Raw genomic sequence first — 23,902 nt, forward strand, 5'->3', positions numbered from 1 at the left:
AGTGCTCCGCCCCGCAGGGGCGGCTGGGGGCCGCGAGGTCCCCGCTTCGGGCACGTCCAATCGTCTAACGCTGCGGGTTCGCGTCCGGCAGCGGGGGTGTTCACCGGCCTTGCTCAGAACCTGGCCCGCGCCAGATCAGCGACTGCGAACGCCAGCCGACAAGCCGCCGCTGGCCGCCAGGAGCCCCCTTGACGGCACCGAGTCGCCGTAGCCAACGCAGATACCACTCACGGAAGTCGGGGCCGGGAGTGAGAGCACCACCATCGAACTGCAACTCCTCACGCCACACCTGCCCGCTGGCCGACCCCGTCACGACCAGACGTTCGAAGGCCCCGCAGCCGATCTCGGCGATGATCATCGACCCGGTCAGCAGATCGCTGTAGTCCATGTGCGGGTCGTCCATCTCGTCGTCCAGGGAATTGGTGGTGACGCGTTGGGTGTACGGAAACGGTGTGGCCAGATACCCGGGCCCATAGGGCGGCCCGGGGTCCACCCACTGGACGGACCGGTGAAGCGGCCATAGACCGTGGTGCGGACCGGCCCCGCCGTCACCGACCTCAAGGACGAAGCTGCGATACGACTCAGGCAAGCGCACCCCCAACCCCCGTTCGAGAGCGAGAACGGCCTCCAACCGCACCGGCGGCCGCAACCCATAGCCCTCGCGCGGTAGCGGGCCGCTTTCCGCCAGCGAAGCGAGCCCGTTGAGGATTTCGTCGCGATTCCACAACTTCCCCATGCCGCGTCCATCCCATTCGTGCCGAAACTCGCGCCACTGACCGCCAAGCCCAAGCGAACCACGGCCGCCGATTCCATGTCACGGGTGTTCACTCGCCTGGCCTCGACGCTCAGTACTTTGAGACACGCCCTAACTCCGTGCGTCGCCGAGGTCATCGGTCAGGCGGAGACGTCCGGAGGCAACAACGGCACTGGTGCACCCCGCCCGTCCTCGACGCGACTGTGCGCTGCGTAGAGCTTGACCGCGTGGCAGGCCCTCCCACCATGGACCGCATCGAGTGGGAGAGCCTCGCGAGGCCGCCGTGAAGCCGCACGTCCAGGCGGTCACCCCCGCTCTGGTGTGCGGCCTCCAAGCCGACGGGTGGCGACTGCTGGGCTTCGAGCGTGTGGGCGGGCGCCGCGTGGACCACACGCCCGGCTCCCAGGACCTGCCCGCCGCGCTCGATGCCCTCGTGGCGGTGGACGGCCTGAAGGTTCCCCTCGACGTGGACGTGCGGTGGTTCGAGGGCCCGTGGTCCGATTACGTCGCGGTCCCCGAGCGGCTACCTCGGATCGCTGGGACGGCGCTGCTGCACTCCGACCTGAGCGCCAGGAACGTCCTGATGACCGCGCGGGCGCACGGCTGGTCGACCGAGGCATGGCGTCCCGCGGGGCGCCGCTGGTGAACCCGGCCGACCTGGTGGTCAACCTCATCGCGTGCGGCCACACCCCTAAGGACGCCGAGGCCGTCGTGTGCGGTTCTGGACGCCCACCCACCCATGGGCGCGGGCGGTCGTCCGGTGGGCGATGTACCGACGCGACCGACACTGAGCACATCAAGGAACGCCCCTCGTCCACCTACAGGCGGACGAGGGGCGTCCGTGTGCCGACTGGGCGTTTCGTCGGGCGCCACGGTGTGCCTTTGTCGGTCAGGGGACGGCGTCTGTTGCGCTGGGTTTCGAGGCCGTCTGGGATGGGGCGGCGGCCAGGAGCAGGACGGCGAGGACGAGGGGTGCGGCCGTCTGGTAGCCGATCCACAGTTCGCCTCCGGCGTCGCCGCTCCCCCAGACGGACGCGAGGGCGGCGAGCGTCGCCAGCGTCCAGCCGGCGTCGTAGCCGATCATGAGGCGGAGGTAGGTGCGCGCCGGACGGCTGCGCAGGTACTTGATCTCGAGTCCGCCGCAGATCAGCAGGGCCGCGCCCGAGGCTGCCATGAGCCAGGTCGGCACGCCGAACTGGCGGCCGAGCGGGGCTGCGCCGAGGAGGAAGACGCAGGCCAGGAGCACCTTGACGGCGCTGTCGGCGATGATCCCGATTCGCTGGCGTGCGTCCGGCGGCGTCGTGGTCTGGGCCATGGGAGGTTCCTCCTAGCTCGTTTCCGTAACCAGATTACTGTAATAATGAGACTATGCGAATGACGAGAGCCGAGGCCAAGGAGCGCAACCGCCGGGCCTTGCTGGATGCCGCGTTCGAGATCGTCGCCCGGGACGGGTACCGGGCCAAGCTCGACGAGATCGCCGAGCGGGCCGGACTGACCACCGGCGCCGTCTACTCCCTGTTCGGCAGCAAGAACGGCCTGGTGCTCGCCCTCGTCACCGACTACCTGCGGCCGCACTACGAGGAGATCGAGCAGGCCGTCCCGGCCGAACTGGACCTGCTCGACGCGGTCGAGGTCTTCGCCCGGTTCTACCGTCGCAGCTTCGACTCGCCGGACGCGCTGTCCGTCCTGTCACTCCAGATCACCCTGCTGGACATGGCCCTCCACGACCGTGAGCTGGGGGCGCAGCTCGCCGCGTCCATCCGGGGCCAGGAGGAGCAGCTGATCGCGGTGTTCACCGGGCGGACGCATGGCGGAGGCGCCGTGACGGCCGACCAGGCGGAGCGCCTGGTCACGGCACTGCGAGCACTGTTCGTCGGCCTCAACCAGGGCGTCCTCCTCGGCCTCGCCCCCGGCGCGGACGAGCAGTTCTTCGTCGATGCCGCCCGGTCGCTCGTCTCCGGCACCTCCCTTCTCGGACGGAGTTCGGACGCTCCGTAGCCGCCCACGCCCCAGAAAACGCCATGCGTGCTGCGGACGGGGCGTCATGGTTGAGACATGCGGACCACCAGCCATGACGGAGTGCGCATCACCTTCGAAGTCGTCGGGCGCGGACGCCCGCTGGTCCTGCTGCACGGCTTCTACGGCGACCGCACCACCTGGCACCAGAGCGGCCACGTCGCGGCCCTGGCCGACGACCATCGACTCGTGCTGATCGACGCACACGGCCATGGTGAAAGCGACGCACCCCACGACACCGACCACCTGGCCGCGCGCCGCACCTCACGGCTTACGGCCCTGATAGCAGGCGGTGCCCACGCGGGGGCGGTCGCCGCCGATCCCGACGAGGTGGCGCAGGAGGCCGAACTCTTCCGCACCCAGGGCACCGCGCCGTTCATCGCCTGGCTGGAACGATCAGGGCCGCTGCCGCCGTGGTTCCGCACCACCATGCAGGCCGCCGACCCCGGCGACCGCGAGCCCCGACTCCCCTCGCTCCGACTCCGACGCGTGGAGTTCGCGCGCACCCACGTGGCCAGCTGTCCTGGCACAAGTTGGAACAATTCGTTGAGCTTGCATCGAGCAAAATGCATGCCGAGCTCGCGATAGCGCCTCAGTCATCTGCGCCTAGCCCACCCAGGCCCCGTTAGTTCGGCTCGGTTCGTGGGTCGTGGCGGTTGGCGGACGTCCAGTTCTCCGCGTGGAGAGTATCGGTGATGGCGTTCTGCCAGCTAGCAAGGAAGGTCGGGTACGTCTCGGCGAATTGGCGCAGGTGTACGGCGGCGGTGTCGGTGAGGGCGGTCAACTCGTAGGTGACGGTCACTTCGGTGTGCGCGCCGGCCTCGTCCAGAGTCACTGTGACCGTTCCGGCGCTGGTGCGCGGGGTGACTCGGGCGTAGCGGATGTGTCGCGGCGGGGCGCTGTCGACGACGGTCCATGTCGTGGTTTCGCCGCGGGCGGTCGTTTCGAAGACCGTTCCGGGGTCGGCGTCGTCCGCGACGGCTGCGGGAAAACGCGGCTCCCAATGCGGGGCCCAGCGTTGTTCGCCGCGCGCGGTGAACAGGCGGAATGCCTCGTCGGCGGGTAGCGGGACGGTCAGGTGGCCGGTGAGGTTGTACCGGGCGCTCATCGGTCGTCCAAAGTGTGGGCGTCCGCGGCGGTCAGGGTCAGGCCGTAGATGTCCTTGAGCTGCTCGATCTTGGCGAGCGTCTCTGCGGAGAAGGGGGCCTTGCCCTCGAAGGCGTGGAGGGCGATGCCTTCGACCAGGTCGCCCAGGGACACGTCGAGGTACTCGGCCAGCGCTTTGAGGACCTTGAGCACGTTGCGCTCGACGCGCAAGCCGGTCTGCACACGGTCGACTGTTACCATGGTAACATGGTAACATGGTAACATGGTAACATGTGCGCGCGGAGGTCGGTCTAGGGCTCTGCCACCTGGGTGATGATGAAGCGGCTGCTGGGGATCGCCGGGGCCCGCCAGGGGCGGATGCCGAGGTCCTGGGCCGGGACGAAATAGGTCATCCAGCGGGTCAGCGCCGTTACCGCGACCTTCATCACGTCCTTGGTGATCCATTCCCCGGCGCAGCGGTGGCCTTCGTAATGGTCGCCTCCGCCTTGCGGAATGAGGGTGTAGGCGTCCGGTTCGCGGCCGATGAAGCGTTCCGGCCTGAACTGTTCCGGACGGTCCCACAGACGCGGGTCATGGTCGGTGCCGTGCAGATCGAGCAGCACGCGCCGACCCTTTGGAAAACGGTGGCCGCGCCATTCGAAATCACGAGCCGTGCGCGCCGCCACCAGCGGGAAGAAGGGATAGAAGCGCCGGACTTCCTGGACGAACGCTTCGAGGAGCTCCGGATCGTCGTCCGTTGCGAGCTTGTTCCGCCATTCCGGCGCACCGTGCAGCGCCATGGCCGCGAACACCACGAACCGCGCCACCGCCACGGTCGGCCGCAGAACGTTCAGCAATTCCACCGCCGCCACGTCCACCGGCAGGAGAGTGCCATCGGTGTCGCGGTAGGCGGCGATCTCGTCCAGAGCCGAACCGCGCTCGTCCCTCTCTCGGGCGCGGGTCACATGGGCGGCGGCCCAGCGGTCGGCGAGCTTGCGGGCGGCGCGTCCGCGCAGGTAGCGGGGGCCGACGGCGGCCGGCGCCTCGATCAGCGCGACCAGCAGCCGGGTGATCTCCGGGACCTGCCGCGCGGCGAGCGGCACCCCCGTCCACGCGCACACCGCCCGGCACAGCAGCTCGCTGACCTCGTCGAACAGCTCGACCTGGCGCGCCGCCCGCCAGTCCCGGATGCGCTCCCGCCAGAACCGCGCGACGAGACCGCGCAGCTCGTCGCGAGCCTCGGGCGTCATCAGCGACATGAACATCTGCTTGCGCGCGGCGTGGCGCCGGCCGTCCAGGCCCTGCACGCCGCGCTCGCCGAAGAGCGTGACGCGCAGCCGCCGGGGCGCGGCGCCCTCCCGGACGAAACGGTCCGGATCGTAGAAGACGCGGGCCGCGTCCGCGCCGGTCATGCACGTGGTCTTCCGCAGGAGCATCCGCGTGTCGTAGACATCGGCGTCGAGGTGGCGGGCGCGGGCCGACAGCAGTCCGTACGGCCGCGCCAGCAGCGGCAGCGTCTCGTCCGGGACGGTCATGTGCATGCTGCTCCTCCGGGAAGGCGTTCCATCGCGTCCGACGCGACCGCACGTACCCGGGCGCGGCCGCGTCATCCTCACGGCGTGATGACGAGCTTTCCGCGCGTGTGCCCGCCGCGGCTGGCGTCGAAGGCGGCACCCGTCTCCTCCAGCGGGAACGTCCCGGCCACCTCGACCCTGAGCGCGCCGCGGTCGGCGAGGCGGGCCAGGTCGGCGAGCTTCGCGCCGTTCGGACGGACCCAGATCCACGCGCCGCCGTGCTCGTCCACGGTGTTGTCGGCGATGGACACGTGCCGCCCGCCCGGGGCGAGGACCGCGAGGGTCGTGTCCAGTTGGCCGCCCACGAAGTCGGCGACGGCGGTGACCCCGCCGGGCGCCAGTTCCCGGACGCGCTCGGCCGGCCCGTCCCCGTAGGCGACCGGTTCGGCGCCGAGTTCCCGCAGGTAGTCGTGGTTCTTCTCGGACGCCGTGCCGATGACGCGGGCACCCCGGTCGCGTCCGATCTGCACCGCGAAGCCCCCCACGCCGCCGGACGCCGCGTGAATGAGGAGCACGTCGTCCTGCCCGACCTTCAGCCGGTCCAGCGCGCGCTGCGCGGTCATCCCGGCCAGCGGCAGCCCGCCCGCCTGGGGCCAGTCGAACGACCGGGGCTTGTGCGCCACATGGTCCGCCGCGACGGCGACGTACTGCGCGAACGTGCCGTGGCCCACGACGTCCTTGCGCGCGTAGGACATGACCTCGTCGCCCACCGCGAACTCGGGCGTGTCGGGGCCGAACGCGCGGACGACCCCGGCGACGTCCCAGCCGGGGATGACGGGGAACACCGCGTCCATCATGCCGTCGAGGCCGCCGGCCATGACCTTCCAGTCCACGGGGTTGACCCCGGCGGCGCGCACCTCGATCAGCACCTGGCCTGGGCCGACCTTCGGGTCCGGGACGTCCCCGACCTTCAGCCGCGAGTTGTCGGACGCGAACGAGTCATAGGTGGCGGCACGCATTCCTCCAGCCTGCCTCCGCACCCGTCCCCTAAACGCGCGGCCACCCCGGCCGCAAAGATACGTAGGGAGATTCCTACGCTTGACACGTAGGAAGCTTCCTACCTATCGTCGATCGCATGAACATCACGCATGTGCGCCTGCTGACCGTCCCCGTCTCCGACCTGGACGCGGCCAAGGACTTCTACACCGGCAAGCTCGGCTTCGACGTCGTCATGGACCAGCAGAACGGCCCGGTCCGCTGGCTCCAACTCGCTCCCAAGGGGGCGGAGACCAGCGTCGTCCTCGCGAGCCACACCCCGGCGGCGCCCGGAAGCCTGCAGGGGCTGATCCTGGAGACGTCCGCCCTCGACGCCGACTGCGAGGCGCTGCGCCAGGCCGGGACGGACGTCGACGGCCCGCAGGACCTCCCCTGGGGACGGCAGGCCGTGATCAGCGACCCCGACGGCAACGGCATCGTGCTGGCCGAACGGTGACCGCCGACCTCTTCGCGGCGCTGGCCAGCCCCGTCCGCCGCGAGATCACGTCCCTCCTGCTGGACGGCCCGCGCCCGGTCAACGACCTCGCCGCGCACTTCTCGATGAGCCGTCCGAGCGTGTCGGAGCACCTGAAGGTGCTGCGGGACGCGGGCCTCGTCAGCGAGCGCCGCCACGGCCGGCAGCGCCTCTACCGGCTGGAGGCCGCACCGCTGCGCGAACTGTCGGAGTGGCTGTCCCCCTACGAGCGGTTCTGGCGTGAGAAGCTCGCCGACCTGCGCGAACTCCTGGACGAGGAGGACCTGTGACCTGCGAAGCCCGCACCGCCGAGACCGCCCACCACGGTCTCCGACCGCGCCCCGTAGGCACCGAGAGGGGGACGGCATGAGCGATGAACGCGCGTCGATCGAGGTGGACGAGTTCCTGCCGCACCCGCCGGCCAAGGTGTGGCGGGTGCTCACCGAGCCCGACCTGCTGGCCCGCTGGCTGATGCCGAACGACTTCAAGCCCGTCACCGGGCACCGCTTCACGTTCGCCGCCGACCCCATCCCGAACATCGGCTTCGACGGGACGATCGAATGCCGCGTCCTCGACATCGACGAGGAGCGCCTGCTGCGGATCAGCTGGAACGGCGGCGGCCTCGACACGACGGTGACCTGGCGCCTCGTCCCCGAGGGCCACGGCACCCGCCTGTTCATCGAGCACGCGGGCTTCGACCTGGACGACCCCGTCAACGCCTACGCCTTCCGCGGCATGGGCAGCGGCTGGCGCACCCGCGTCCTCCGCAACCTCCACCAAACCCTCACCGCCCAAACCTGACCCACCCAAAAACACCCCCGTCCACCCACCCAACGGACGCGCGCCCACCGGCTCGGTTGGTTCGGTTCGGCGCGGCGGTGCGGTTCGGCGCGGCGGTGCGGTTCGGCGCGGCGGTGCGGGCCGCGCTGGGCATGTTGGCAGGAGGCGGTTGGCCTGCCGGACGGTGGGTGGGCGTGGGCGGTGTTCTGCGGGTGGCGGGTCAGGCGGGTGGGTCGGCGTAGATGCCTTCCAGCATGCCGGTGGCCTGGCCCACTTCGATCAAGTGGCCGTCAGGGTCGTGCATGTAGCAGCGCAGTTCGGCCTTGCGGTCGATCGGTTCGGTCAGGAAGCGGGCACCGCGTGCGGTCGCGTACGCGTAGAACGCGGCGATGTCGGCCACCCGCACGTTCATGAAGGCCGACACGGGGTCGCCGGGCTCCGGCGGCGACAGGGTGATGTCGGGTTTGTCGGGGGTCGGCCCGCCGCCGGGGTTCATGATGATCCACGTGTTGGCGACCTTCACGATGGCGGGGTTCTCCTCCAGCACGACCTCGCCGCCGAAGATGTCGGCGTAGAACGCGCGGGAGCGTGCGACGTCCCGCACGGTGAGGAAGTGCGTCAGCACCAGTCCGTGTTCGGGCGCCGGCCACTGATCTCGATCCACCATGTCCGTGTCCCCCCAGGTTGGCGGCGGCACCGACGAGCCGCCCCGCCCCGTCCAGCGCTGGACGAGGTGGGGCGGGCGGCGACGCCGGCGACTGCGTTCACGCAGTTGTGCCCGCACTCCTCACCCCGAACCCCACAGCGGCGAGCCGCGGTGGCGGACTGCGGTGGGGTGCGTGGTGGGCGCCCGCGGGGGCTAGAGGACGGGTTCTAGGGGTGGTGTGTTGGCGAATTGGGTGTTGTGCAGGTCGGCGTAGCGGCCGGCGGCGGCCAGGAGGGTTTCGTGGGTTCCGCGTTCGATGATGCGGCCCTCTTCCAGGACGAGGATCTGGTCGGCGGCGCGGATGGTGCTCAGCCGGTGGGCGATGACGATGGCGGTGCGGCCGTCGAGGGCCTCGGCCAGGGCCTCCTGGACGGCGGCCTCGGACGTCGAGTCGAGGTGGGCGGTGGCCTCGTCCAGGATGACGACGCGCTGGCGGGCGAGGAGGAGGCGGGCGATCGTGAGGCGCTGGCGTTCGCCGCCGGAGAGGCGGTAGCCGCGTTCGCCGACGATGGTGTCGAGGCCGTCGGGCAGGCCCTGGATGAGCGTCTCGAGGCGGGCGCGGCGCAGGACGTCCCAGAGCTCGTCGTCGGTGGCCTCGGGACGGGCGAGCAGGAGGTTCGCGCGGATCGACTCGTGGAAGAGGTGGCCGTCCTGCGTGACCATGCCGAGCGTTTCGCGGATGGCCTCGAAGGACATGTCGCGGACGTCCACGCCACCGAGCCGGACGGCTCCGGAGTCGACGTCGTACAGGCGCGGGAGCAGCTGGGCGATCGTCGACTTGCCGGCGCCGGAGCTGCCGACCAGCGCGATCATCTGACCCGGTTCGGCGCGGAACGAGACGTCGTGCAGGACGTCCACGCCGCCGCGGGTGTCGAGGGTGGCGACCTCTTCGAGGGAGGCCAGGGAGACCTTGTCGGCGGACGGGTAGGCGAACGTCACGCTGTCGAACTCGACCGAGACCGGGCCGGACGGGGCGGGACGCGCGTCGGGCTTCTCGGCGACCAGGGGCTCCAGGTCGAGGACCTCGAAGACGCGCTCGAAGCTGACGAGGGCGCTCATCACCTCGACGCGGGAGCTGGCGAGGGCGGTCAGCGGCGCGTAGAGGCGGGTGAGCAGGAGGGCGAGGGCGACGACGGCGCCGGCGTCGAGGTGGTCGCGCAGGGACAGGAACCCGCCGAGGCCGTAGACGAGGGCGAGGGCCAGGGCGGAGACCATGGTGAGCGCCGTGATGAAGACGTGCTGCACCATCGCGGTGCGGACGCCGATGTCGCGGACGCGGCGGGCGCGGGCGGCGAACTCGGCCGACTCGCGGGCGGGGCGCCCGAACAGCTTCACCAGCGTCGCGCCGGGGGCGGAGAAGCGCTCGGTCATCTGCGTGCTCATCGCGGCGTCGTGCGCGGCGGCCTCGCGTTCGAGGCGGGCCAGGCGGGCGCCCATGCGGCGGGCCGGGAGGACGAAGACGGGCAGCAGGAGCAGCGCGAGCAGGGTGATCTGCCAGGAGATGCGGACCATCACGGCGAAGGTGAGCAGCACCGTGACGATGTTGCTGACCACGCCGGAGAGGGTGTCGCTGAAGGCGCGCTGGGCGCCGATCACGTCGTTGTTGAGCCGGCTGACCAGGGCGCCGGTGCGGGTCCGGGTGAAGAAGGCGACGGGCATGCGCTGGACGTGGTCGAACACGGCGGTGCGCAGGTCGAGGATCAGCCCCTCGCCGATGCGGGCCGAGAGCCACCGGTTGGCGAGGCCGAGGCCGCCCTCGGCAACGGCGAGGACGGCGATGACCACGGCCAGCCAGACGACGGTGGACGTCGCGGCGTGGTCGACGATCGCGTTGACGACCCACCCGGCGAGCACGGGCGTCGCGACGGCGATGACCGCCATCACCACGCTGAGCAGGAGGAACGCGGCCAGCGGGCGCCGGTGCGGGCGGGCGAACGCGCCGATGCGGCGGAGGGTCGCCCTGGAGAAGGGTCTGCTGTCCCTCGCGTTCATGGCGTGGTGCAGCGACATCCACGCCGTGACTTCCATGTCCATGAGGTCCCCTGGTGATCGTTAGCCTGGACTGGCAAGCATGAGACCTCAAGAATGGTTGAGGTCAAGTCGTCGGCACGTGACCAGCCTGGCGCACGGGTACGACATTTCCCGGAGGGACGGGCACCTGTGGATATCGAGAGGCTCCGGAGCGACACCCCCGGCTGCGCGACGGTGGCCCATCTCAACAACGCGGGCGCGGCACTGCCGCCCCGTCCGGTCATCGACGCCGTCAACGGGCATTTCGCACTGGAGTCGACGATCGGCGCGTACGAGGCGGCTGAGCAGAGCGACGCGGCCGTCCAGCACTTCTATGACGCGATGGCAAGGCTCATCGGCGCGCGCGCAGACGAGATCGCCTACGTGGAGAACGCCACCCGTGCATGGGACATGGCGTTCTACTCGATCCCCTTCGCGGACGGCGACCGCATCCTGACGACGACCAGCGAGTACTCCAGCAACACGATCGCCTACCACCAGGTGGCGGAGGCCAAGGGCGCGAAGGTGGACGTCGTCCCGGACTGGGCCGACGGCACCCTCTCACTGGAGGCACTGGAGGCCGAACTCGTCAAGGGCGATGTCCGCCTGGTGTCGCTCAACCACATCCCCACCCAGAACGGGCTCGTGAACCCGGCGGCGGAGGTCGGGCAACTGTGCCGTGAGCACGGGGTCCTCTATCTCTTGGACGCATGCCAGTCGGTCGGCCAACTGGCCATCGACGTCAACGAGATCGGCTGCGACATGCTGTCGGCGACCGGTCGCAAGTACCTGCGCGGCCCGCGCGGCACCGGGTTCCTGTACGTCCGCCGCGAGATCGTGCGGACGCTCGTCCCGCCGTTCCTCGACCTGCAGGCCGCCACCTGGAAGGCGCCGGGCGGATTCGAGATGCGCGACACCGCCCAGCGCTTCGAGACATGGGAGCGGTATGTCGCCGGCCAGATCGGCCTGGGCGTCGCCGCCGACTACGCGGCGGACCTGGGGATGGCTGGCATCGAGACACGCGTGACCGAACTCGCCGCCAAGCTGCGCGAGGAATTGTCCGCCCGCCCTGGCGTCACCGTCCTCGACAAGGGCACGCGGCCGTCCGGGCTCGTCACGTTCACTGTGGACGGCCACGACCCCACCGCCATCAAGCACGCCGCAAGGGAGCACGGCGTCAACATCAACGTCACGAACCCCGCCTCACACGGATACGACCCGCACGTCCATCCGGCGGCCGTGCGGGCCTCCGTGCACTACTACAACACCGAAGGGGAAGTGGAGCGGCTGCTGTCCGCGCTGCCGCGCACGTGAGCGCGCCCGGGGCCGGAGGAGGATGGGCACCGGTGGCGGCCTCCGGACGCGCCCACGGGTTCCCCGCCGGGACCTCAGGCGTTGGGACGCGCGGCGCTGATGTCCGCGAGCGCCGACTCCGAGTCCTTCTCGATCGCGAGGTCGCCGATGGACACGATGCCCACCGGACGGCCGTCCTCCATGACCGGGAGCCGCCGCACCGCCCGCTCGCGCATGATCTGCGCGGCCTTGTCGAGGGTGTCGTCCGGGCCGACGGTCGCGGTCACGCTGCTGGCGATGCCGCCGATCTTCGCCTGGGTCGGGTCGCCGCCGGCGGCGAGCCCGCGGATGACCAGGTCGCGGTCGGTGACGACGCCCTTCAGGTCGTCGCCGTCCGCGACCAGCACGGCGCCGATGTCCTCGTCCCGCATCGCCCGCGCCACCGTGACGATGTCGAGTTCCGGCGACACCGACGTCGGCGAGCCGGTCATGATTTCGCGGATCTTCATGGCCATGTGATGCTCACTCCTTGAGCCTCGTGAACCGTTCCTGTGGCCCGGGATGATTCCGCCCCTACCCGACCGGAACGGGATCACTCACGGCGTCTTGAACGCGGCGAACATCCGGTCCGCCCCGGGCGAATCCCACTCCAGGCGGTTCGGATCCTGCCGCGCGGGACGCACCGGAACCGTGTCGAGCTCGACCGATCCGCCCTTCCCGAAGGCGCTGACGAGCGTCCGCATCTCGCCGGCGTCCATCCTCGGGGTGGCCTCGACCGACCCCGCCGCCACGGCGAGGAACTTCGCGAGCCACACGGGATTCCCGTCCATCCGCGCCTTGACCTGGCGCATGAACGCCGCCAGGAACTGCTGCTGCCGCTTGACGCGCGCCAGGTCGGAGCCGTCCCCGAGCCCGTGCCGGAGCCGGACGTAGGCGAGCGCCTGCCGCCCGTCCAGCCGGTGCTTGCCCGCCGAGAGCCTCAACCCGGACTTCGGGTCGGCGACCGGCGCGGGCAGCCGCACCGGGACACCGCCGACCGCGTCCACCATCCGCTGGAACCCGGCGAAGTCGATCACCACGGTCCGGTCGATCCGGACATCGGTCAGCGTCTCCAGGGTCTTCACCACGCAGGAGACGCCCGCGGCCGGGAACACCGAGTTGATCAACCCCACCCGCGCCGGGAGCGTCTTCCCCTCGACCCGGCACGCGGGGATCGGCACGATCGAGTCGCGCGGGATGCTCACCGCGTGGACGCGCTGCCGGTCGGCCGGCACGTGCACCAGGATCATCGTGTCCGACCGCGGCGGATAACCGTCGATCCGCGCGTCCGACCCGAGGAGCAGCACGTTGAAGGCCGCCCCCGGCGCGGGCGCGGTCGTGCCCGTCGCCACCGGCGCCGCGTCCCGCCCGTGGAAGATCGTCGCCGGGACGAGGATCGCCGCCGCCGTCACGGCCGCGACCACGCCGAGCAGCGTCCACCGCCCCGGGCCGCGGCGGCGCCGCCGGGCCGCGTCCAGCAGCCGGTTCCGCTGCCGGCCGAGCGAGGGGGGCGGCGGGTGCTCCAGGCCGCGGCCGAGGTCACGGATCAGGTCCAGGTCGTCCACGCTCACGCCTCCTCACGCGTCGGGTCGGTGTCGCCCAGCGCCGCGCGCACCTTGCGCCGGGCGCGGTTCAGGCGGGAGCGGACGGTGCCGACCGGTATGCCGAGCGCCCGCGCCACCTCCTCGTAGGCCAGATCGCCCCATGCCACCAGGAGCAGGACGTCGCGGTCCCGCCGCGGCAGCCCCGACAGCGCCTCCGCCAGGGCGGGGCGCGTCGCCGATGCGGTCACGTCCGCCGCGACCCGGTCGGCCGGCCCCTCCACCGGACCGTCCACGGGGCTGCGCCGCAGCGCCCGGTAGCGCGCGGCCTCGGCCCGGTGGTGCCGCGCGACCAGCTTCGTGGCGATGCCGAACAGCCACGGCCGCGCGTCCCGCTGCGCCAGGTCGTAGCGGTGCCGCTTGCTGAACGCGACGAGGAACGTCTCCCCCACGACGTCCTCCGCGGCCTCCGGTCCAAGCCTGCGCGACACGTAGCGGTACAGCATCGCGGAATAGCGGTCGAACAGGGCGGCGAACGCCTCGGGATCGGCGAGCGAGCGCTCGATGAGCGAGGCGTCGCCGTCCTGAGTCGTCGGAGGTACGGTCATCGCGGCCACCATGGCATGCGCACCGAGCCTTCCCGTGGGGGGACGTTGTCGGCTCTGTATCTCCGCATCGGCCCGTCCGGGTTCACGCCCGTCCCGGGACACGTCGTCCGCGCATGCGGATCGGCGCGAACCTTCTCGATAAACTGCGCATCCTTCACTATGCACGGGGTTGTCGGGGGGACCGCTCCGCCTGCCTGTCCAGGGTCGAGTCGAGGAGGGTCGGGACGTGGACGACGAAGCCGAGCGGGAATCGGACACGTCCGGCACCGAGGACGACCACGATGCCTCTCGCACGGCGACCGCCGAGTTCCGCGTCCCCGCGAAGGTCGACCTGACCCGCCCGGACATCGCGATCCGCCGCCCCGCGGACGACGAGCCGCCCGTCCCGAAGACCACCTGGTACGTCCAGTTCACCCCGCCGCCCACCACCGACGAGGACGAGCCGGCACAGGACGAGCCAGCGCAGCCAGAGGCACCCCAGGCCGAGCCGCCGCAGGACGAGTCGGAGCCCGCGGACGCCCAGCAGCACCCGAGCACCCGGGCGACGCAGCCCACCCCGCGCCCTGACCGGCCAGAGGAGCCCGAGCCGTCCGGGAGCGCCCCGCCCTCGCCCCGCCCCGCCCCGCCGGCGCAGCAGGCACCTGCGGCAGAGCCGCCACCCCCTGCGGAACAGGACGGGCGGCAAAGCCGTCCGCCACGCGATTCGGGGCAGCACCGCTCACCGGGCAGGCACGCGAAGCAGCCGTCCGCGACGCCCGCCGAGGCCGCGACCGAGACGCCGGAACAGAGCCGCCCCCAGCAGGCCGCACCGTCCCAGAACACGGCCGAGCAACCGCAAGAGACCCCGCCGCGCGAACGAGCCGGACGAGACTCGGGCGAAACACCCGTGCCGGAACGGCCGCCGGGCGCCGCGCGAGGTGAACCGCAGCAGCCCACGCCGGCGCAGGACACGGCTGCCACGCCCGTCCAGGAGCACCCCGAACAGCCCGCACCCCGCGAAGCCCGACCCGCACGACAGTCGGGCGGAACACCAGTGCACGGACGCCCGCCAGAAGCCGCACCACCGCAGGGCGCCGCCGACACGCCGACGCGCGAGCACCCCCGGCAGCCCGCACCCCGCGAAGCCCGACCCGGGGATGCCTCAGGCGAGACGCCGGTTCGGGAAGGGCCGCACGACGCCGCGCGACGTGAACCGTGGCGTGCCGCGTCGGAGCAACCGCCCCGGGTGGCGCCGCCATCGCAGCAGTCGGGCGGAACACCAGGTCAAGGACGTCCGCGAGAGGGTGGGCCACGTGAGCCGTGGCCACCCGCGCCGCCGCAGGACCCGTCCGGCGAGCCCGTGCGCGAGCATCCCCGGCAGGCCGCCCCGCGCGACGCGCGACCCGCGCGAGAGTCCGGCGAGACGCCCGTGCGCGGACGGCCCCCAGAGCCATGGCGGGACGCGCCGCCGCAGGAGGCGTCCGGCACGCCGACGCGGGAGCAGCCACGACCGGCCCCGCCGCGTGAAGCCCGGTCCCCGCGCGACTCCGGCGGGACGCCGGTGCGGGGACGCCCGCAGGACGTCGTCCGGCGTGAGCCGTGGCCACCCGCGCCGCCGCAGGACCCGCCCGGCGAGCCCGTGCGCGAGCATCCCCGGCAGGCCGCCCCGCGCGACGCGCGACCCGCGCGAGAATCCGGCGAGACGCCCGTGCGCGGACGGCCCCCAGAGCCATGGCGGGGCGCGCCGCCGCGAGACGCGGCCGGGGCTCCGACGCGGGAGCGGCCGCACCGGGCCGCACCGCGTGAAGCCCGGCCGCAGGACGGTGCTCGGCGGGCCGCGTCAGCTCAGGAGGCAGCCGCGGCACCGGTGAGGGAGCGGCCGCAGGGCCCCGCGCCGCGGGAGGCGTGGGCCGGGCAGGAGGCCTCGGTCACTCGGGTCGAGCGGCTGCCCGGTGCGTCCGGGGAGTATCCGGCGTCCCGCTCGTCGGGGCAGTGGAGTGTGCCCTGGGACGGGGGTGCGCAGCAGGCTCCCCCGCGCCCGCCGGCGGAGCCGGTGGAGGCCGGGGAGCCGCCCGCGCGGAAGAAGGGCAGGCGGCGCTGGCTCATCGTGGTGGTGGCGGCGCTCGTGCTGGTCGGCGGGGTCGTCACCGGGCAGTTGATCAGGCCCGTGCCTACGCCGACGATCGAGTTGGCCCTGGCGTCCGGTCACGCGTTCCCGGGGCAGGCGCCGGCGTTGCCGTGGCCTGCGGCGGGGCAGTCCGCCGTGTACGTGGAGGGCCTCGGGATGATGGGGTCGTCCGGCGGGGCGGCGCCGACTCCCACGGCGAGCGTCGCGAAGGTGATGACGGCGTACGTGTATCTGCGCGACCATCCGCTGAAGCCGGGCGAGCCGGGGCCGGTGCTGACGGTGTCGCCGGAGGCGGCGGCGCAGATCCCGATGCGCCGGAAGCGGGAGGAGTCGCTGCTCGGCGTCACCGCGAACCAGCGGCTGACGCAGCGCAAGGCGCTGGAGGCGCTGCTGATCATCTCGGCGAACGACGTCGCGCACGAGCTGGCGCGCTGGGACGCCGGGGACGAGCAGGCGTTCGTGGCGAAGATGAACGCGACGGCGGCGGAGCTCGGCATGACCAGCACGCACTACACCGACCCGAGCGGCTACGACTCCGGCACCGTCAGCACGGCGGAGGACCAGGTCAAGCTGCTGCGGGCGGCGATGAAGGTGCCGGCGTTCACCGAGGTCGTCAACAACCGGGCGTACGTGCCCGACAACGGCGGCGCGGCCCGGGAGGGCGGCAACTTCCTGCTGGGGCAGCACGGCGTCGTCGGCGGCAAGACCGGGTACACCGACGCGGCCGGCGGCAACTTCGTGTTCGCGGCGCGCAAGTCCGTCGCGGGCGTCCCGACGCTGATCGTCGGGGCGGTGATGGGGCAGAAGTCGCCGAGCGCGGCGGGTGCCGTGAGCGCGGCGGGACGGCTCGTCACCGCGGCCGAGGGCGCGCTGACCGCGGTGACGCTGGCGCCGAAGGGCGCGCTGGTGGCGCGGGTCGACGACGGGCTCGGCGGGACGACCCCGCTGCGGGCCGCGGCGCCGGTGACGGTGGTCGGCTGGTCCGGGCTGACCGTGCCGGTGAGCGTCACGGGCGACCCGCCGCACCGGGCCGGGGCCGGGGAGCGGGTCGGTGCCGTGACGACCGGTGCGGCGAGCGTCCCGCTCCAGCTCGGCCGGACGCTGGACGAGCCGTCCTACCTGAAGCGCCTCATCCGGCTCAACTGATCAGCTGTAGAGGGCCGAGAGGAAGCGGATCAGCAGGGCCTCGCGGGTGGCGGGCGGCAGCGCGTCCAGGATGGCGTTGACCACGGCCATCCCGGGTTCGCCGCCCCCGCCGAGGTCCACGCCGACGGAGGCGAGGAGCCCGGCGAAGCCCGCGTCGTCCAGGCTGTCGAGGTCCAGGTCGGCGAGCGCGTCGACCAGCTCGGACGGGACGTCGGCGGGCCCCGCGGCCCGTGCGGCCTCGGTGGCGGCGGCGAGCGCGTCCAGGAGCGCGTCGACGTCGGACACGCCGGTCAGCGTGAAGTGCAGGTTCGGCGGGATGCCCTGGTAGGAGAGCTGCGGCTGGAAGAACCAGCCGCGCCGCCGCGCCTCGTCGGCGATCACGAACACGTCGAGCGACGGGTCGGACGACGCGACGGCGACGAGCGGGGCGACCGGTTCGCCGACGACCCGCAGCCCCGGGATGGACGCGACGCCCGCGATCAGGCGCTCCGCCGACTTCATCGCGTTCTCGGCGAGGTCGCGGTAGCCCTGCGCGCCGACGGCGTTGAGGGTCGCCCAGGCGGCGCCGAGCGGCCCGGCGCTCTTGCTGCTCTGCACGGTCGCGTTGATGACGGTGTATCCGGGCCATTCGGCGGACGCGAAGTAGGCGGCCCGGCGGTGCGACTCGTCCGCGAACAGGACGACCGACGCGCCCTTCGGCGAGTACCCGTACTTGTGCAGGTCGCAGGAGATCGACGTCACGCCGGGCACGGACAGGTCGAACGGCGGGACGTCGCGTCCCGCGTCCCGCAGCCAGGGCAGGACCCAGCCGCCGACGCACGCGTCCACATGGCACGGCACCCCGGCGGAGGCGGCGAGCGCGGCGATCTCCGGGATCGGGTCCATGACCCCGTGCGGGTAGGACGGCGCCGAGGCGACGACGAGCGCGGTGCGGGGCGTCATCGCGGCGGCGGTCGCGGCCGGGTCGGCGCGGTACTCCGCGTCGACCGGCACGTGCACGACCTCAAGCCCCAGGTAGTGGGCCGCCTTGTGGAACGCGGGGTGCGCGGTCGTCGGCAGGACGATCTGGGGCCGCCCCTCGACCGGGTGGGCGTCCCGCGCGGCCTTCACCGCCAGCATGATCGACTCGGTGCCGCCGCTGCTGAAGATGCCGGAGCCGCCGCCGAGCTTGTCCGCGACGAACCCGACGAGCGCCCGCTCCAGCGCGACGATGCTGGGGAACGCGGTCGGGTCGAGGCAGTTCACCTCCAGCATCTCGTGGAAGGCGGTGGCGGCGAGGTCGTGCACGGCCGCGCGCCCGGTGTCGTAGACGTAGGCGGTGACCTGGCCGCCGCGGACGGGGAGGTCGGCGTCCCGCAGCCGGGCGAGTTCGGCCAGCAGGTCGGCGGCGGGGCGGCCCGTTTCGGGCAGGGGGTCAAACGGCATGTTCGCGTGTTTCCTCGGTTGGGCGGTGGACGGCGGCGAGCCGCCGGTAGGCCAGCAGCAGCGGGACGCTGACCAGCAGGAGCAGCGCCGGGACGAGCGTGAACCCGGCGGACATCCCGGTCAGCGCCGACCCCGGCTGGACGACCGGGGTGTCGAAATCGGACGAGTTGAACGACGAGACGGCGAGGATCAGCGCGAACACCCCCGGTCCGAGCGCCATCGCGCCCGTCTCGGCGGCCGTCCACAGCCCGGTGAAGGCCCCGGACTGCGCGTGCCCGGTCCGCCCGGTGTCGGCGTGGACGGTCTCCGGCAGCAGCGACAGCGGCAGCAGTTGGACGGCCGCGTAGCAGACGCCGATCAGCGCGCTGAACGCCAGCACCCCGGCCGTGGAGGTGATCAGCGGGAACAGCGCGGCGGCGGTCGCGGCGAACAGCACCAGTGCCGCCGCGTAGCAGCCGACCGGCCCGAACCTGCGCGACAGCCACCGCCACACCGGCACCGCGAACGCGCTCGGCCCGACCATCGCCACGAACATCGCGGAGGTGAGGCCGTAGTCGTCCAGCCGGTAGGTGGCGACGTAGGGGGCGCCCGCCAGCATGATCGCGACGGCGAGGGTGTGCGAGACGTAGGCGCCGAGCAGCATGAAGAACGGCCGGTTGCCGCGCGCGGTGCGCAGCGCGGCGGCCAGCCCGAGCGGGCGCGGCCCGGGACGCGACGGGATCCACCGGGTCGCCAGCGTGCTCGCCACCATCGCGGCGCCCATCGCGAGCCCGATCACGATGCCCATCAGCGCGTATCCGCCGCGCCCGCCGCCGGCGGCGTCGGTCAGCGCGGGGGCGGCGCCGCCCGCGACGAGGATGCCGAGCGTCAGGCAGACGACCCGCCACGCCATCGCGCGGCCCCGCTCGGACGGCTCGGCGGAGATCTCGGCGGGCAGCGCCACGTACGGCACCTGGAAGCACGCGAACGCGCTCGCGGCCAGCAGGAACGCGAACCCGGCCCACGCGGCGGCGATGCCCGGCGAGTCGGCCGGTACGGCGAACATGGCGGCGAACAGGAACGGCAGGGCGACGGCGCCGGCCAGCAGCAGCCGGGTGCGGCGGCCGGTGCGGACGGCCTCCCGGTCGCTCGCGGCGCCGACGATCGGGTTGAGCAGCACGTCCCACGCCTTGGGGACGACGAGGACGGCCCCCGCGACCGCCGCGGAGACGCCGAGGACGTCGGTCAGGTAGTACAGGAGCAGCAGGCCGGGGACGGCGGAGAACACGCCGGTGCCGACCGAGCCGACACCGTAGCCGAGCAGCCGCCGGCGGGGCAGCGGCCCGGAGGGCGCCGCCGCGGCGGGCGGCGTCGTCACGCGGGGATCCCGATCGCCTGGGCGACGGTGCGGCGCATGTGGCGGCGGAACCGGGTGACGGCCTGCGGGTCGTCGACGCCGCGGCGGTTGCCGTCGGCGTCCAGGACACCGCCCGCCCCGAACCCGTGGGTGCACCAGACGACCGTCCACACCACGTACTCGACGTCGACGTCATCGGGGACGATCTTGCGGGCGGCGTCGGCGACCATCACCATCAGCGGCCGGACGTACTGCTCCTCCAGATGGGCGACGTCGGCGGCGTCCGACAGCCAGCGGTGCATCCACAGCGCCGGTATCTCCGGACGCGACAGGCAGAAGTCGACATAGCGGTCGAGGAGGGTGAGGATGCCCTCCGCGTCCGGGGTGATCTCTTCGAGCGCCTGCGACAGGGCGGCGCGTTCGGTCTCGTGGGCACGTTCCATCACGGCGAGGTACAGGTCGCGCTTGCCGCCGACGTGGTAGGCGACGGTCGCGACGTTGAGCCCGGCCGCCTCGGCGATCATCCGGGTGGACGTCCCGTCGTAGCCGAGCGCGGCGAACAGCCGCGTGGCGGCGTCCAGGATCCGCTCCCGACCGGAGTCGCTACTGGTCATAGGCCCCAAAGTAGGTGCTTCCACCCGCGCCGGTCAATCGATTGATTGATCGCCCGGCGGATCGGTGAGCCAGACGGTCAGGACCATCTCCATCTCCAGCCGTCCGTCCGGGTCGTACAGCCGCTCGCCGAACAGCTCCTCCAACTGGTGCAGCCGGTACCGGACGGTCTGCGGGTGGACGTGCAGCCGGTTCGCCACCTCGGTCGCGTTGAACCCGTTCTGCAGGCACGACAGCAGCGTCCGCATGAGCCGCTCGCGGTGCCGGGGCCGGACGCTCTTCAGCGGCGCGAGCCGCAGGTCGGCGACGGCCCGCACCAGCTCCTCGTCCTTGAACACGACGAGCGCGGGCATGTGGTCGGCGCAGCGGATCAGCCGCTCGGACGGCAGGACGCCGCGCCGCGCGAGCGGCAGCGCCTCGCGGGCCCAGCGCAGCGACTTCGCCGCGTCCTCGGTGCGGACGGTCGGGCCGAGCGCGGCGACCCAGTCGCGCAGCGCCCCCTCCAGCATCGTGCCGCGCCCCGGACCCTCCGGGTCGGGGACGAGCAGGCACGGCTCGCGCCGGTTGACGTCGGCGAGCACGTCGGGTGGCAGCGACGGGTGCGAGAACGGCTGCCGGCCCCGCTCGTACAGGACGACCGCGGCGACCGTGCGCGGGACGCGCCACTGCGCGAGCCGGGCGAGGTCGGCGACGGCCTGGTGGGCGGCGGGCGGCTCGGCGAGCAGCATGTCCAGCAGCCGGCGGCGGCGGTGCTCCAGCTCGCCGGCCTCCTGCGCGCGGGCCTTGGTGTAGCCCTCGGTGGCGGCGCGGGCGATCTCGTCCAGGAACGCGAAGATCGCCTCGGCGATGCTGGCGAGGGTGCGGCGGGAGATGTTGTACCGCTCGGACTCCGCCGCGAGCCGCCGCCAGGCGACGCGGGCGCCGAGGCGCAGCGAGGTCTGCAGGATGTCCAGGCTGCGGCCCTCGCGGGCCTCGGCCCAGCCGATCTCCCGGTAGACGGCGGCGACCGGCTCCCACGAGCTGTCCGGGTCCATGATCAGGTCGACGAACTGGCGGAGCGCGCCCTCGACGGCGAGCCGGACGAGCCGCGCGTACTCCTCGTCCTGCGGGCGCGAGTACTCGGGGATGCCGGCGAGGATCTCCTCGATCATCTCCTCGGCGAGGGCGTCCAGATGGGGGCGGAACATCGCGGAGAGCTCGCTCGGCACGCCGGCCCAGGGCTTCAGCGGCGAGCGCTCCTCAAGGGTCGTGGTCACCGTCAGCACCTCCCGCCAGGGAAGCTACAGGCGCCCGGCCAGGCGGGCTGCACGACCGGTTACGCATTGCGGGACGCCGCTTGTAAGCGCACTGACAATGCGGCCGCGGCGGGCGGGCGGAGAACCGCCCCGGTCAGGTGGGCGTGGCGGCGGAGAGCGCCCCGGCGAGGACCAGCCGACCGGACGTGCGGACCATCGTGGCGACGTCCTCGACCGGCTGCCGCAGCGAGGCCAGGCTGATCAGCGCGGCGAGCAGGATGTGCCCGAGGACGAGCTCGACGTCCTCGCGCTGGGGCACCGGGTCGCCGATCGCCGCGGAGAGCCGGTCGCGCAGGTACTGGAACAGCACGGTGCGGGCGTCGTCGACGCTGGAGTCGTCCGAGGTCACCGCCTGGATGATCGCGGACGTCAGGGTCGGCTCCTGCGCCGCCACGTAGACGATGCGCTCCAGCAGCGCGGTGAGCCGCTCCAACTGCGTGTCGCCGACGGCGAGCGCGTCGATGTCGTCGGTGACGTGGTGCGCCCAGGACGCCGCGACCTCGGTGAGCAGGTGGTCCTTGGTGGCGAAGTAGCGGTAGACGGTCGCGCGGGCGACGCCGGCCCGGTCCGCCACGTCGTGCATGGTCACGGCCGGGTAGCCGCCCGCAAGCGCGAGCTCCCTCGCCGAGTCGATCAGCCGCTCACGCCGGGCCTGCTGGTCCTTGCTCAGCGTCCGCGTCACGGTGAACCGCGCATCGCCGCTCAAAACGCCTCCTCGCTGTGGCCGTCCCCATTCTTTCGCACATTGACCCCGAACGCGTGCACCCCGGGTCCCGCTTCCCCTTTACGGCCCGCCGGGCGCCGGGCCAACATGGACCTAGCACTTGCTTGGGTGAGGCGGTGGACGCCTGCCGGGAGCCCCTGTCCGACGCACTACACGCCGGAGTGAGCCATGGACATCGACCTTCTCGACGGCGAGATGTACGCCACCGACCCCTGGTCCGTCTACGCGCGGCTGCGCGCCGAGGCGCCCGTCTACCACGACGAGGAGAACGGGCTGTGGGGCGTGTCCCGGCACGCCGACGTGTTCGCCGCCGAACGCAACCCGCGCGTCTGGACGAACTCGGGCGGGTACCGTCCGCAGCTTCCGTCCGACCCGTCCATGATCGGGCAGGACGATCCGGAGCACGCGCACCGGCGCCGCATGGTCTACCAGCGCTTCACTCCGCGCGGCGTGTCCCGCTACGCCGACCGGATCCGCGCCACCGCCGTCGACTGCGTCACCACGGCCCTGGAGGCGGGCACCGTCGACGCCGTCCCCGCGCTGGCCGCGCCGCTCCCCGCGCGCGTCATCGGCTGGCTGCTCGGCTTCCCCGAGGACGCGTGGCCGCAGCTCGTCCACTGGTCGGCGACCGCCGTCTACGCGGGCGGGGGGCAGCGCTACATCACCGACGACGCGACGATCGCCGCCGGCGAGTACGCGCTGGCCGTGCTGGAGATGGCCAAGGAGCGCCGCGCCAGCCCGACCGACGACCTGCTCTCCATCTGGTCGAACGCCGGCCCCGACCAGCCCGCCTACGACGACGAGCACCTGGCCCACGAGGCGCTGCTCCTGCTGGTCGGCGGCGCCGAGACGACGCGCACCGTGATCGCCACCGCCCTGAGCGCCCTGATCGAGCACCCGGGCGAATGGCGGAGGCTGCGGGACGACCCGTCCCTCATCCCGGACGCCGTCGAGGAGTTCGTCCGCTGGACGACCCCGATCCTGAACATGTGCCGGGTCGCCGCGACCGACGCCGAGATCGCGGGCGTGAAGATCCCGGCCGGTGAGCAGATCCTGCTCATGTACGGTTCCGCCAACCGCGACGAATCCGTCTTCGACTCCCCCGACGTCTTCGACGTGACGCGCCGCCCCGGCGACCACATCGCGTTCGGCCTCGGCCCGCACTTCTGCCTGGGGGCCTCCCTCGCCCGCCTGGAACTCCAGATCTTCTTCGAGGAGTTCATCGCCCGCGTGGCGACCGCCGAATGGGCCGACGCCGAAGGCCCGCGAATTCTCCGCAACGCCTTCGTCCGGGGCGTCACCGAGTTCCCCGTCACCCTCACTCCGCGCTGACTCCACGCCGCCCGGTGGCCTCGCACAGGAGAGCGATCCGGACGATCAGCCGGTTGCCATCGCGGGGC

At 72.5% G+C, this 23,902-nt stretch carries 26 protein-coding genes; 9 read left to right on the forward strand and 17 right to left on the reverse strand.

The genetic code is table 11. From position 1 onward, the window contains the following. Positions 1-100: 100 nt before the first annotated feature. Entirely contained in the window at positions 101-736 is a 636-nt protein-coding gene (locus ABFX46_RS03035; protein WP_346039783.1) for an SMI1/KNR4 family protein, read from the reverse strand. Positions 737-1,013: 277 nt separating this feature from the next. Between ABFX46_RS03035 and ABFX46_RS03040 the strand changes: the two genes are divergently transcribed. Then, complete coding sequence (locus ABFX46_RS03040) at positions 1,014-1,400, forward strand: hypothetical protein (RefSeq protein ID WP_346039784.1); 387 nt, start codon at positions 1,014-1,016, stop codon at positions 1,398-1,400. Positions 1,401-1,643: 243 nt separating this feature from the next. Here the strand turns inward: ABFX46_RS03040 and ABFX46_RS03045 are convergent, their stop codons facing one another. After that, on the reverse strand, positions 1,644-2,069 hold the full coding sequence (locus ABFX46_RS03045; RefSeq protein WP_346039785.1) for a hypothetical protein: 426 nt from the start codon (positions 2,067-2,069) through the stop codon (positions 1,644-1,646). 59 nt (positions 2,070-2,128) lie between these two features. On the opposite strand from ABFX46_RS03045, the gene ABFX46_RS03050 reads away from it, so the two are divergent. Next, a complete protein-coding gene (locus ABFX46_RS03050; RefSeq protein WP_346039786.1) occupies positions 2,129-2,752 on the forward strand; it encodes a TetR/AcrR family transcriptional regulator in 624 nt (207 codons plus the stop codon). A 57-nt stretch (positions 2,753-2,809) separates the two neighbouring features. Next, entirely contained in the window at positions 2,810-3,358 is a 549-nt protein-coding gene (locus ABFX46_RS03055; protein WP_346039787.1) for an alpha/beta fold hydrolase, read from the forward strand. Positions 3,359-3,395: 37 nt separating this feature from the next. Here the strand turns inward: ABFX46_RS03055 and ABFX46_RS03060 are convergent, their stop codons facing one another. The 4 genes from ABFX46_RS03060 to ABFX46_RS03075 form a co-directional block, all read right to left on the reverse strand. Beyond that, complete coding sequence (locus tag ABFX46_RS03060; RefSeq protein ID WP_346039788.1) at positions 3,396-3,878, reverse strand: SRPBCC family protein; 483 nt, start codon at positions 3,876-3,878, stop codon at positions 3,396-3,398. Beyond that, positions 3,875-4,117: a hypothetical protein gene (locus ABFX46_RS03065; protein ID WP_346039789.1), complete on the reverse strand. Its 243-nt coding sequence runs from the start codon at positions 4,115-4,117 to the stop codon at positions 3,875-3,877. Before ABFX46_RS03065 ends, ABFX46_RS03060 begins: the two co-directional genes overlap by 4 nt. A gap of 50 nt (positions 4,118-4,167) precedes the next feature. Continuing rightward, positions 4,168-5,397, reverse strand: coding sequence for a cytochrome P450 (locus ABFX46_RS03070; RefSeq protein WP_346039790.1), 1,230 nt, complete (start codon positions 5,395-5,397; stop codon positions 4,168-4,170). Positions 5,398-5,468: 71 nt separating this feature from the next. Then, entirely contained in the window at positions 5,469-6,389 is a 921-nt protein-coding gene (locus ABFX46_RS03075) for an NADP-dependent oxidoreductase (RefSeq protein ID WP_346039791.1), read from the reverse strand. 116 nt (positions 6,390-6,505) lie between these two features. Here ABFX46_RS03075 and ABFX46_RS03080 point away from each other — a divergent pair, with 116 nt between their 5' ends. The 3 genes from ABFX46_RS03080 (at position 6,506) to ABFX46_RS03090 (ending at position 7,681) form a co-directional block, all read left to right on the forward strand. Further along, entirely contained in the window at positions 6,506-6,862 is a 357-nt protein-coding gene (locus ABFX46_RS03080; RefSeq protein WP_346039792.1) for a VOC family protein, read from the forward strand. Continuing rightward, positions 6,859-7,170, forward strand: coding sequence for a metalloregulator ArsR/SmtB family transcription factor (locus tag ABFX46_RS03085; RefSeq protein WP_163061853.1), 312 nt, complete (start codon positions 6,859-6,861; stop codon positions 7,168-7,170). The genes ABFX46_RS03080 and ABFX46_RS03085 overlap by 4 nt, the downstream gene beginning before the upstream one ends. Before the next feature lie 76 nt (positions 7,171-7,246). Next, complete coding sequence (locus ABFX46_RS03090) at positions 7,247-7,681, forward strand: SRPBCC family protein (RefSeq protein ID WP_346039793.1); 435 nt, start codon at positions 7,247-7,249, stop codon at positions 7,679-7,681. A 199-nt stretch (positions 7,682-7,880) separates the two neighbouring features. Here the strand turns inward: ABFX46_RS03090 and ABFX46_RS03095 are convergent, their stop codons facing one another. Together ABFX46_RS03095 and ABFX46_RS03100 are read right to left on the reverse strand one after the other, a co-directional pair. Beyond that, positions 7,881-8,327, reverse strand: coding sequence for a VOC family protein (locus ABFX46_RS03095; RefSeq protein ID WP_163061857.1), 447 nt, complete (start codon positions 8,325-8,327; stop codon positions 7,881-7,883). Positions 8,328-8,519: 192 nt separating this feature from the next. Continuing rightward, positions 8,520-10,400, reverse strand: a complete 1,881-nt coding sequence (locus tag ABFX46_RS03100; RefSeq protein ID WP_346039794.1) for an ABC transporter ATP-binding protein — start codon at positions 10,398-10,400, stop codon at positions 8,520-8,522. 126 nt (positions 10,401-10,526) lie between these two features. Between ABFX46_RS03100 and ABFX46_RS03105 the strand changes: the two genes are divergently transcribed. Continuing rightward, complete coding sequence (locus ABFX46_RS03105; protein ID WP_346039795.1) at positions 10,527-11,690, forward strand: aminotransferase class V-fold PLP-dependent enzyme; 1,164 nt, start codon at positions 10,527-10,529, stop codon at positions 11,688-11,690. A 74-nt stretch (positions 11,691-11,764) separates the two neighbouring features. Here the strand turns inward: ABFX46_RS03105 and ABFX46_RS03110 are convergent, their stop codons facing one another. From ABFX46_RS03110 to ABFX46_RS03125, 4 genes are all read right to left on the reverse strand, one after another. Then, entirely contained in the window at positions 11,765-12,184 is a 420-nt protein-coding gene (locus ABFX46_RS03110; RefSeq protein ID WP_163061863.1) for a CBS domain-containing protein, read from the reverse strand. A gap of 81 nt (positions 12,185-12,265) precedes the next feature. After that, positions 12,266-13,279 (reverse strand): LCP family protein, encoded by a 1,014-nt coding sequence (locus ABFX46_RS03115; RefSeq protein ID WP_346039796.1) that lies wholly within the window; start codon positions 13,277-13,279, stop codon positions 12,266-12,268. After that, positions 13,276-13,857, reverse strand: coding sequence for an RNA polymerase sigma factor (locus ABFX46_RS03120; protein WP_346039797.1), 582 nt, complete (start codon positions 13,855-13,857; stop codon positions 13,276-13,278). The genes ABFX46_RS03115 and ABFX46_RS03120 overlap by 4 nt, the downstream gene beginning before the upstream one ends. A gap of 157 nt (positions 13,858-14,014) precedes the next feature. Continuing rightward, positions 14,015-14,386 (reverse strand): hypothetical protein, encoded by a 372-nt coding sequence (locus ABFX46_RS03125; protein ID WP_346039798.1) that lies wholly within the window; start codon positions 14,384-14,386, stop codon positions 14,015-14,017. Positions 14,387-15,703: 1,317 nt separating this feature from the next. Here ABFX46_RS03125 and ABFX46_RS03130 point away from each other — a divergent pair. After that, positions 15,704-17,110: a D-alanyl-D-alanine carboxypeptidase family protein gene (locus tag ABFX46_RS03130; RefSeq protein WP_346039799.1), complete on the forward strand. Its 1,407-nt coding sequence runs from the start codon at positions 15,704-15,706 to the stop codon at positions 17,108-17,110. On the opposite strand, the gene ABFX46_RS03135 is transcribed toward ABFX46_RS03130, so the two are convergent. From ABFX46_RS03135 to ABFX46_RS03155, 5 genes are all read right to left on the reverse strand, one after another. Next, positions 17,111-18,535, reverse strand: coding sequence for a pyridoxal phosphate-dependent decarboxylase family protein (locus ABFX46_RS03135; RefSeq protein ID WP_346039800.1), 1,425 nt, complete (start codon positions 18,533-18,535; stop codon positions 17,111-17,113). Beyond that, positions 18,525-19,892, reverse strand: a complete 1,368-nt coding sequence (locus tag ABFX46_RS03140) for an MFS transporter (RefSeq protein ID WP_346039801.1) — start codon at positions 19,890-19,892, stop codon at positions 18,525-18,527. Before ABFX46_RS03140 ends, ABFX46_RS03135 begins: the two co-directional genes overlap by 11 nt. Next, complete coding sequence (locus ABFX46_RS03145; protein WP_163061875.1) at positions 19,889-20,485, reverse strand: TetR/AcrR family transcriptional regulator; 597 nt, start codon at positions 20,483-20,485, stop codon at positions 19,889-19,891. Before ABFX46_RS03145 ends, ABFX46_RS03140 begins: the two co-directional genes overlap by 4 nt. A 33-nt stretch (positions 20,486-20,518) precedes the next feature. After that, positions 20,519-21,739, reverse strand: a complete 1,221-nt coding sequence (locus ABFX46_RS03150; RefSeq protein WP_346039802.1) for a PucR family transcriptional regulator — start codon at positions 21,737-21,739, stop codon at positions 20,519-20,521. Between the two features lie 133 nt (positions 21,740-21,872). Beyond that, a complete protein-coding gene (locus tag ABFX46_RS03155; protein ID WP_131939810.1) occupies positions 21,873-22,484 on the reverse strand; it encodes a TetR/AcrR family transcriptional regulator in 612 nt (203 codons plus the stop codon). Positions 22,485-22,670: 186 nt separating this feature from the next. On the opposite strand from ABFX46_RS03155, the gene ABFX46_RS03160 reads away from it, so the two are divergent. Then, positions 22,671-23,834, forward strand: coding sequence for a cytochrome P450 (locus ABFX46_RS03160; protein WP_346039803.1), 1,164 nt, complete (start codon positions 22,671-22,673; stop codon positions 23,832-23,834). Positions 23,835-23,902 lie beyond the last annotated feature (68 nt).

This window comes from Actinomadura chokoriensis, from assembly GCF_039529475.1.
In the GTDB taxonomy this organism is placed as follows: domain Bacteria; phylum Actinomycetota; class Actinomycetes; order Streptosporangiales; family Streptosporangiaceae; genus Spirillospora; species Spirillospora bangladeshensis.

What these genes read in the sequence shown, in the direction of transcription:
- ABFX46_RS03080 (WP_346039792.1), top strand. Translation starts at nt 6,506, where the DNA reads ATGAACATCACGCATGTGCGCCTGCTGACCGTCCCCGTCTCCGACCTG.
- ABFX46_RS03160 (WP_346039803.1), top strand. Translation starts at nt 22,671, where the DNA reads ATGGACATCGACCTTCTCGACGGCGAGATGTACGCCACCGACCCCTGG.
- ABFX46_RS03070 (WP_346039790.1), bottom strand. Translation starts at nt 5,397, where the DNA reads ATGCACATGACCGTCCCGGACGAGACGCTGCCGCTGCTGGCGCGGCCG.
- ABFX46_RS03120 (WP_346039797.1), bottom strand. Translation starts at nt 13,857, where the DNA reads ATGACCGTACCTCCGACGACTCAGGACGGCGACGCCTCGCTCATCGAG.
- ABFX46_RS03135 (WP_346039800.1), bottom strand. Translation starts at nt 18,535, where the DNA reads ATGCCGTTTGACCCCCTGCCCGAAACGGGCCGCCCCGCCGCCGACCTG.
- ABFX46_RS03075 (WP_346039791.1), bottom strand. Translation starts at nt 6,389, where the DNA reads ATGCGTGCCGCCACCTATGACTCGTTCGCGTCCGACAACTCGCGGCTG.
- ABFX46_RS03050 (WP_346039786.1), top strand. Translation starts at nt 2,129, where the DNA reads ATGACGAGAGCCGAGGCCAAGGAGCGCAACCGCCGGGCCTTGCTGGAT.
- ABFX46_RS03145 (WP_163061875.1), bottom strand. Translation starts at nt 20,485, where the DNA reads ATGACCAGTAGCGACTCCGGTCGGGAGCGGATCCTGGACGCCGCCACG.
- ABFX46_RS03095 (WP_163061857.1), bottom strand. Translation starts at nt 8,327, where the DNA reads ATGGTGGATCGAGATCAGTGGCCGGCGCCCGAACACGGACTGGTGCTG.
- ABFX46_RS03035 (WP_346039783.1), bottom strand. Translation starts at nt 736, where the DNA reads ATGGGGAAGTTGTGGAATCGCGACGAAATCCTCAACGGGCTCGCTTCG.
- ABFX46_RS03100 (WP_346039794.1), bottom strand. Translation starts at nt 10,400, where the DNA reads ATGGACATGGAAGTCACGGCGTGGATGTCGCTGCACCACGCCATGAAC.
- ABFX46_RS03110 (WP_163061863.1), bottom strand. Translation starts at nt 12,184, where the DNA reads ATGGCCATGAAGATCCGCGAAATCATGACCGGCTCGCCGACGTCGGTG.
- ABFX46_RS03065 (WP_346039789.1), bottom strand. Translation starts at nt 4,117, where the DNA reads ATGGTAACAGTCGACCGTGTGCAGACCGGCTTGCGCGTCGAGCGCAAC.
- ABFX46_RS03055 (WP_346039787.1), top strand. Translation starts at nt 2,810, where the DNA reads ATGCGGACCACCAGCCATGACGGAGTGCGCATCACCTTCGAAGTCGTC.
- ABFX46_RS03045 (WP_346039785.1), bottom strand. Translation starts at nt 2,069, where the DNA reads ATGGCCCAGACCACGACGCCGCCGGACGCACGCCAGCGAATCGGGATC.
- ABFX46_RS03060 (WP_346039788.1), bottom strand. Translation starts at nt 3,878, where the DNA reads ATGAGCGCCCGGTACAACCTCACCGGCCACCTGACCGTCCCGCTACCC.
- ABFX46_RS03090 (WP_346039793.1), top strand. Translation starts at nt 7,247, where the DNA reads ATGAGCGATGAACGCGCGTCGATCGAGGTGGACGAGTTCCTGCCGCAC.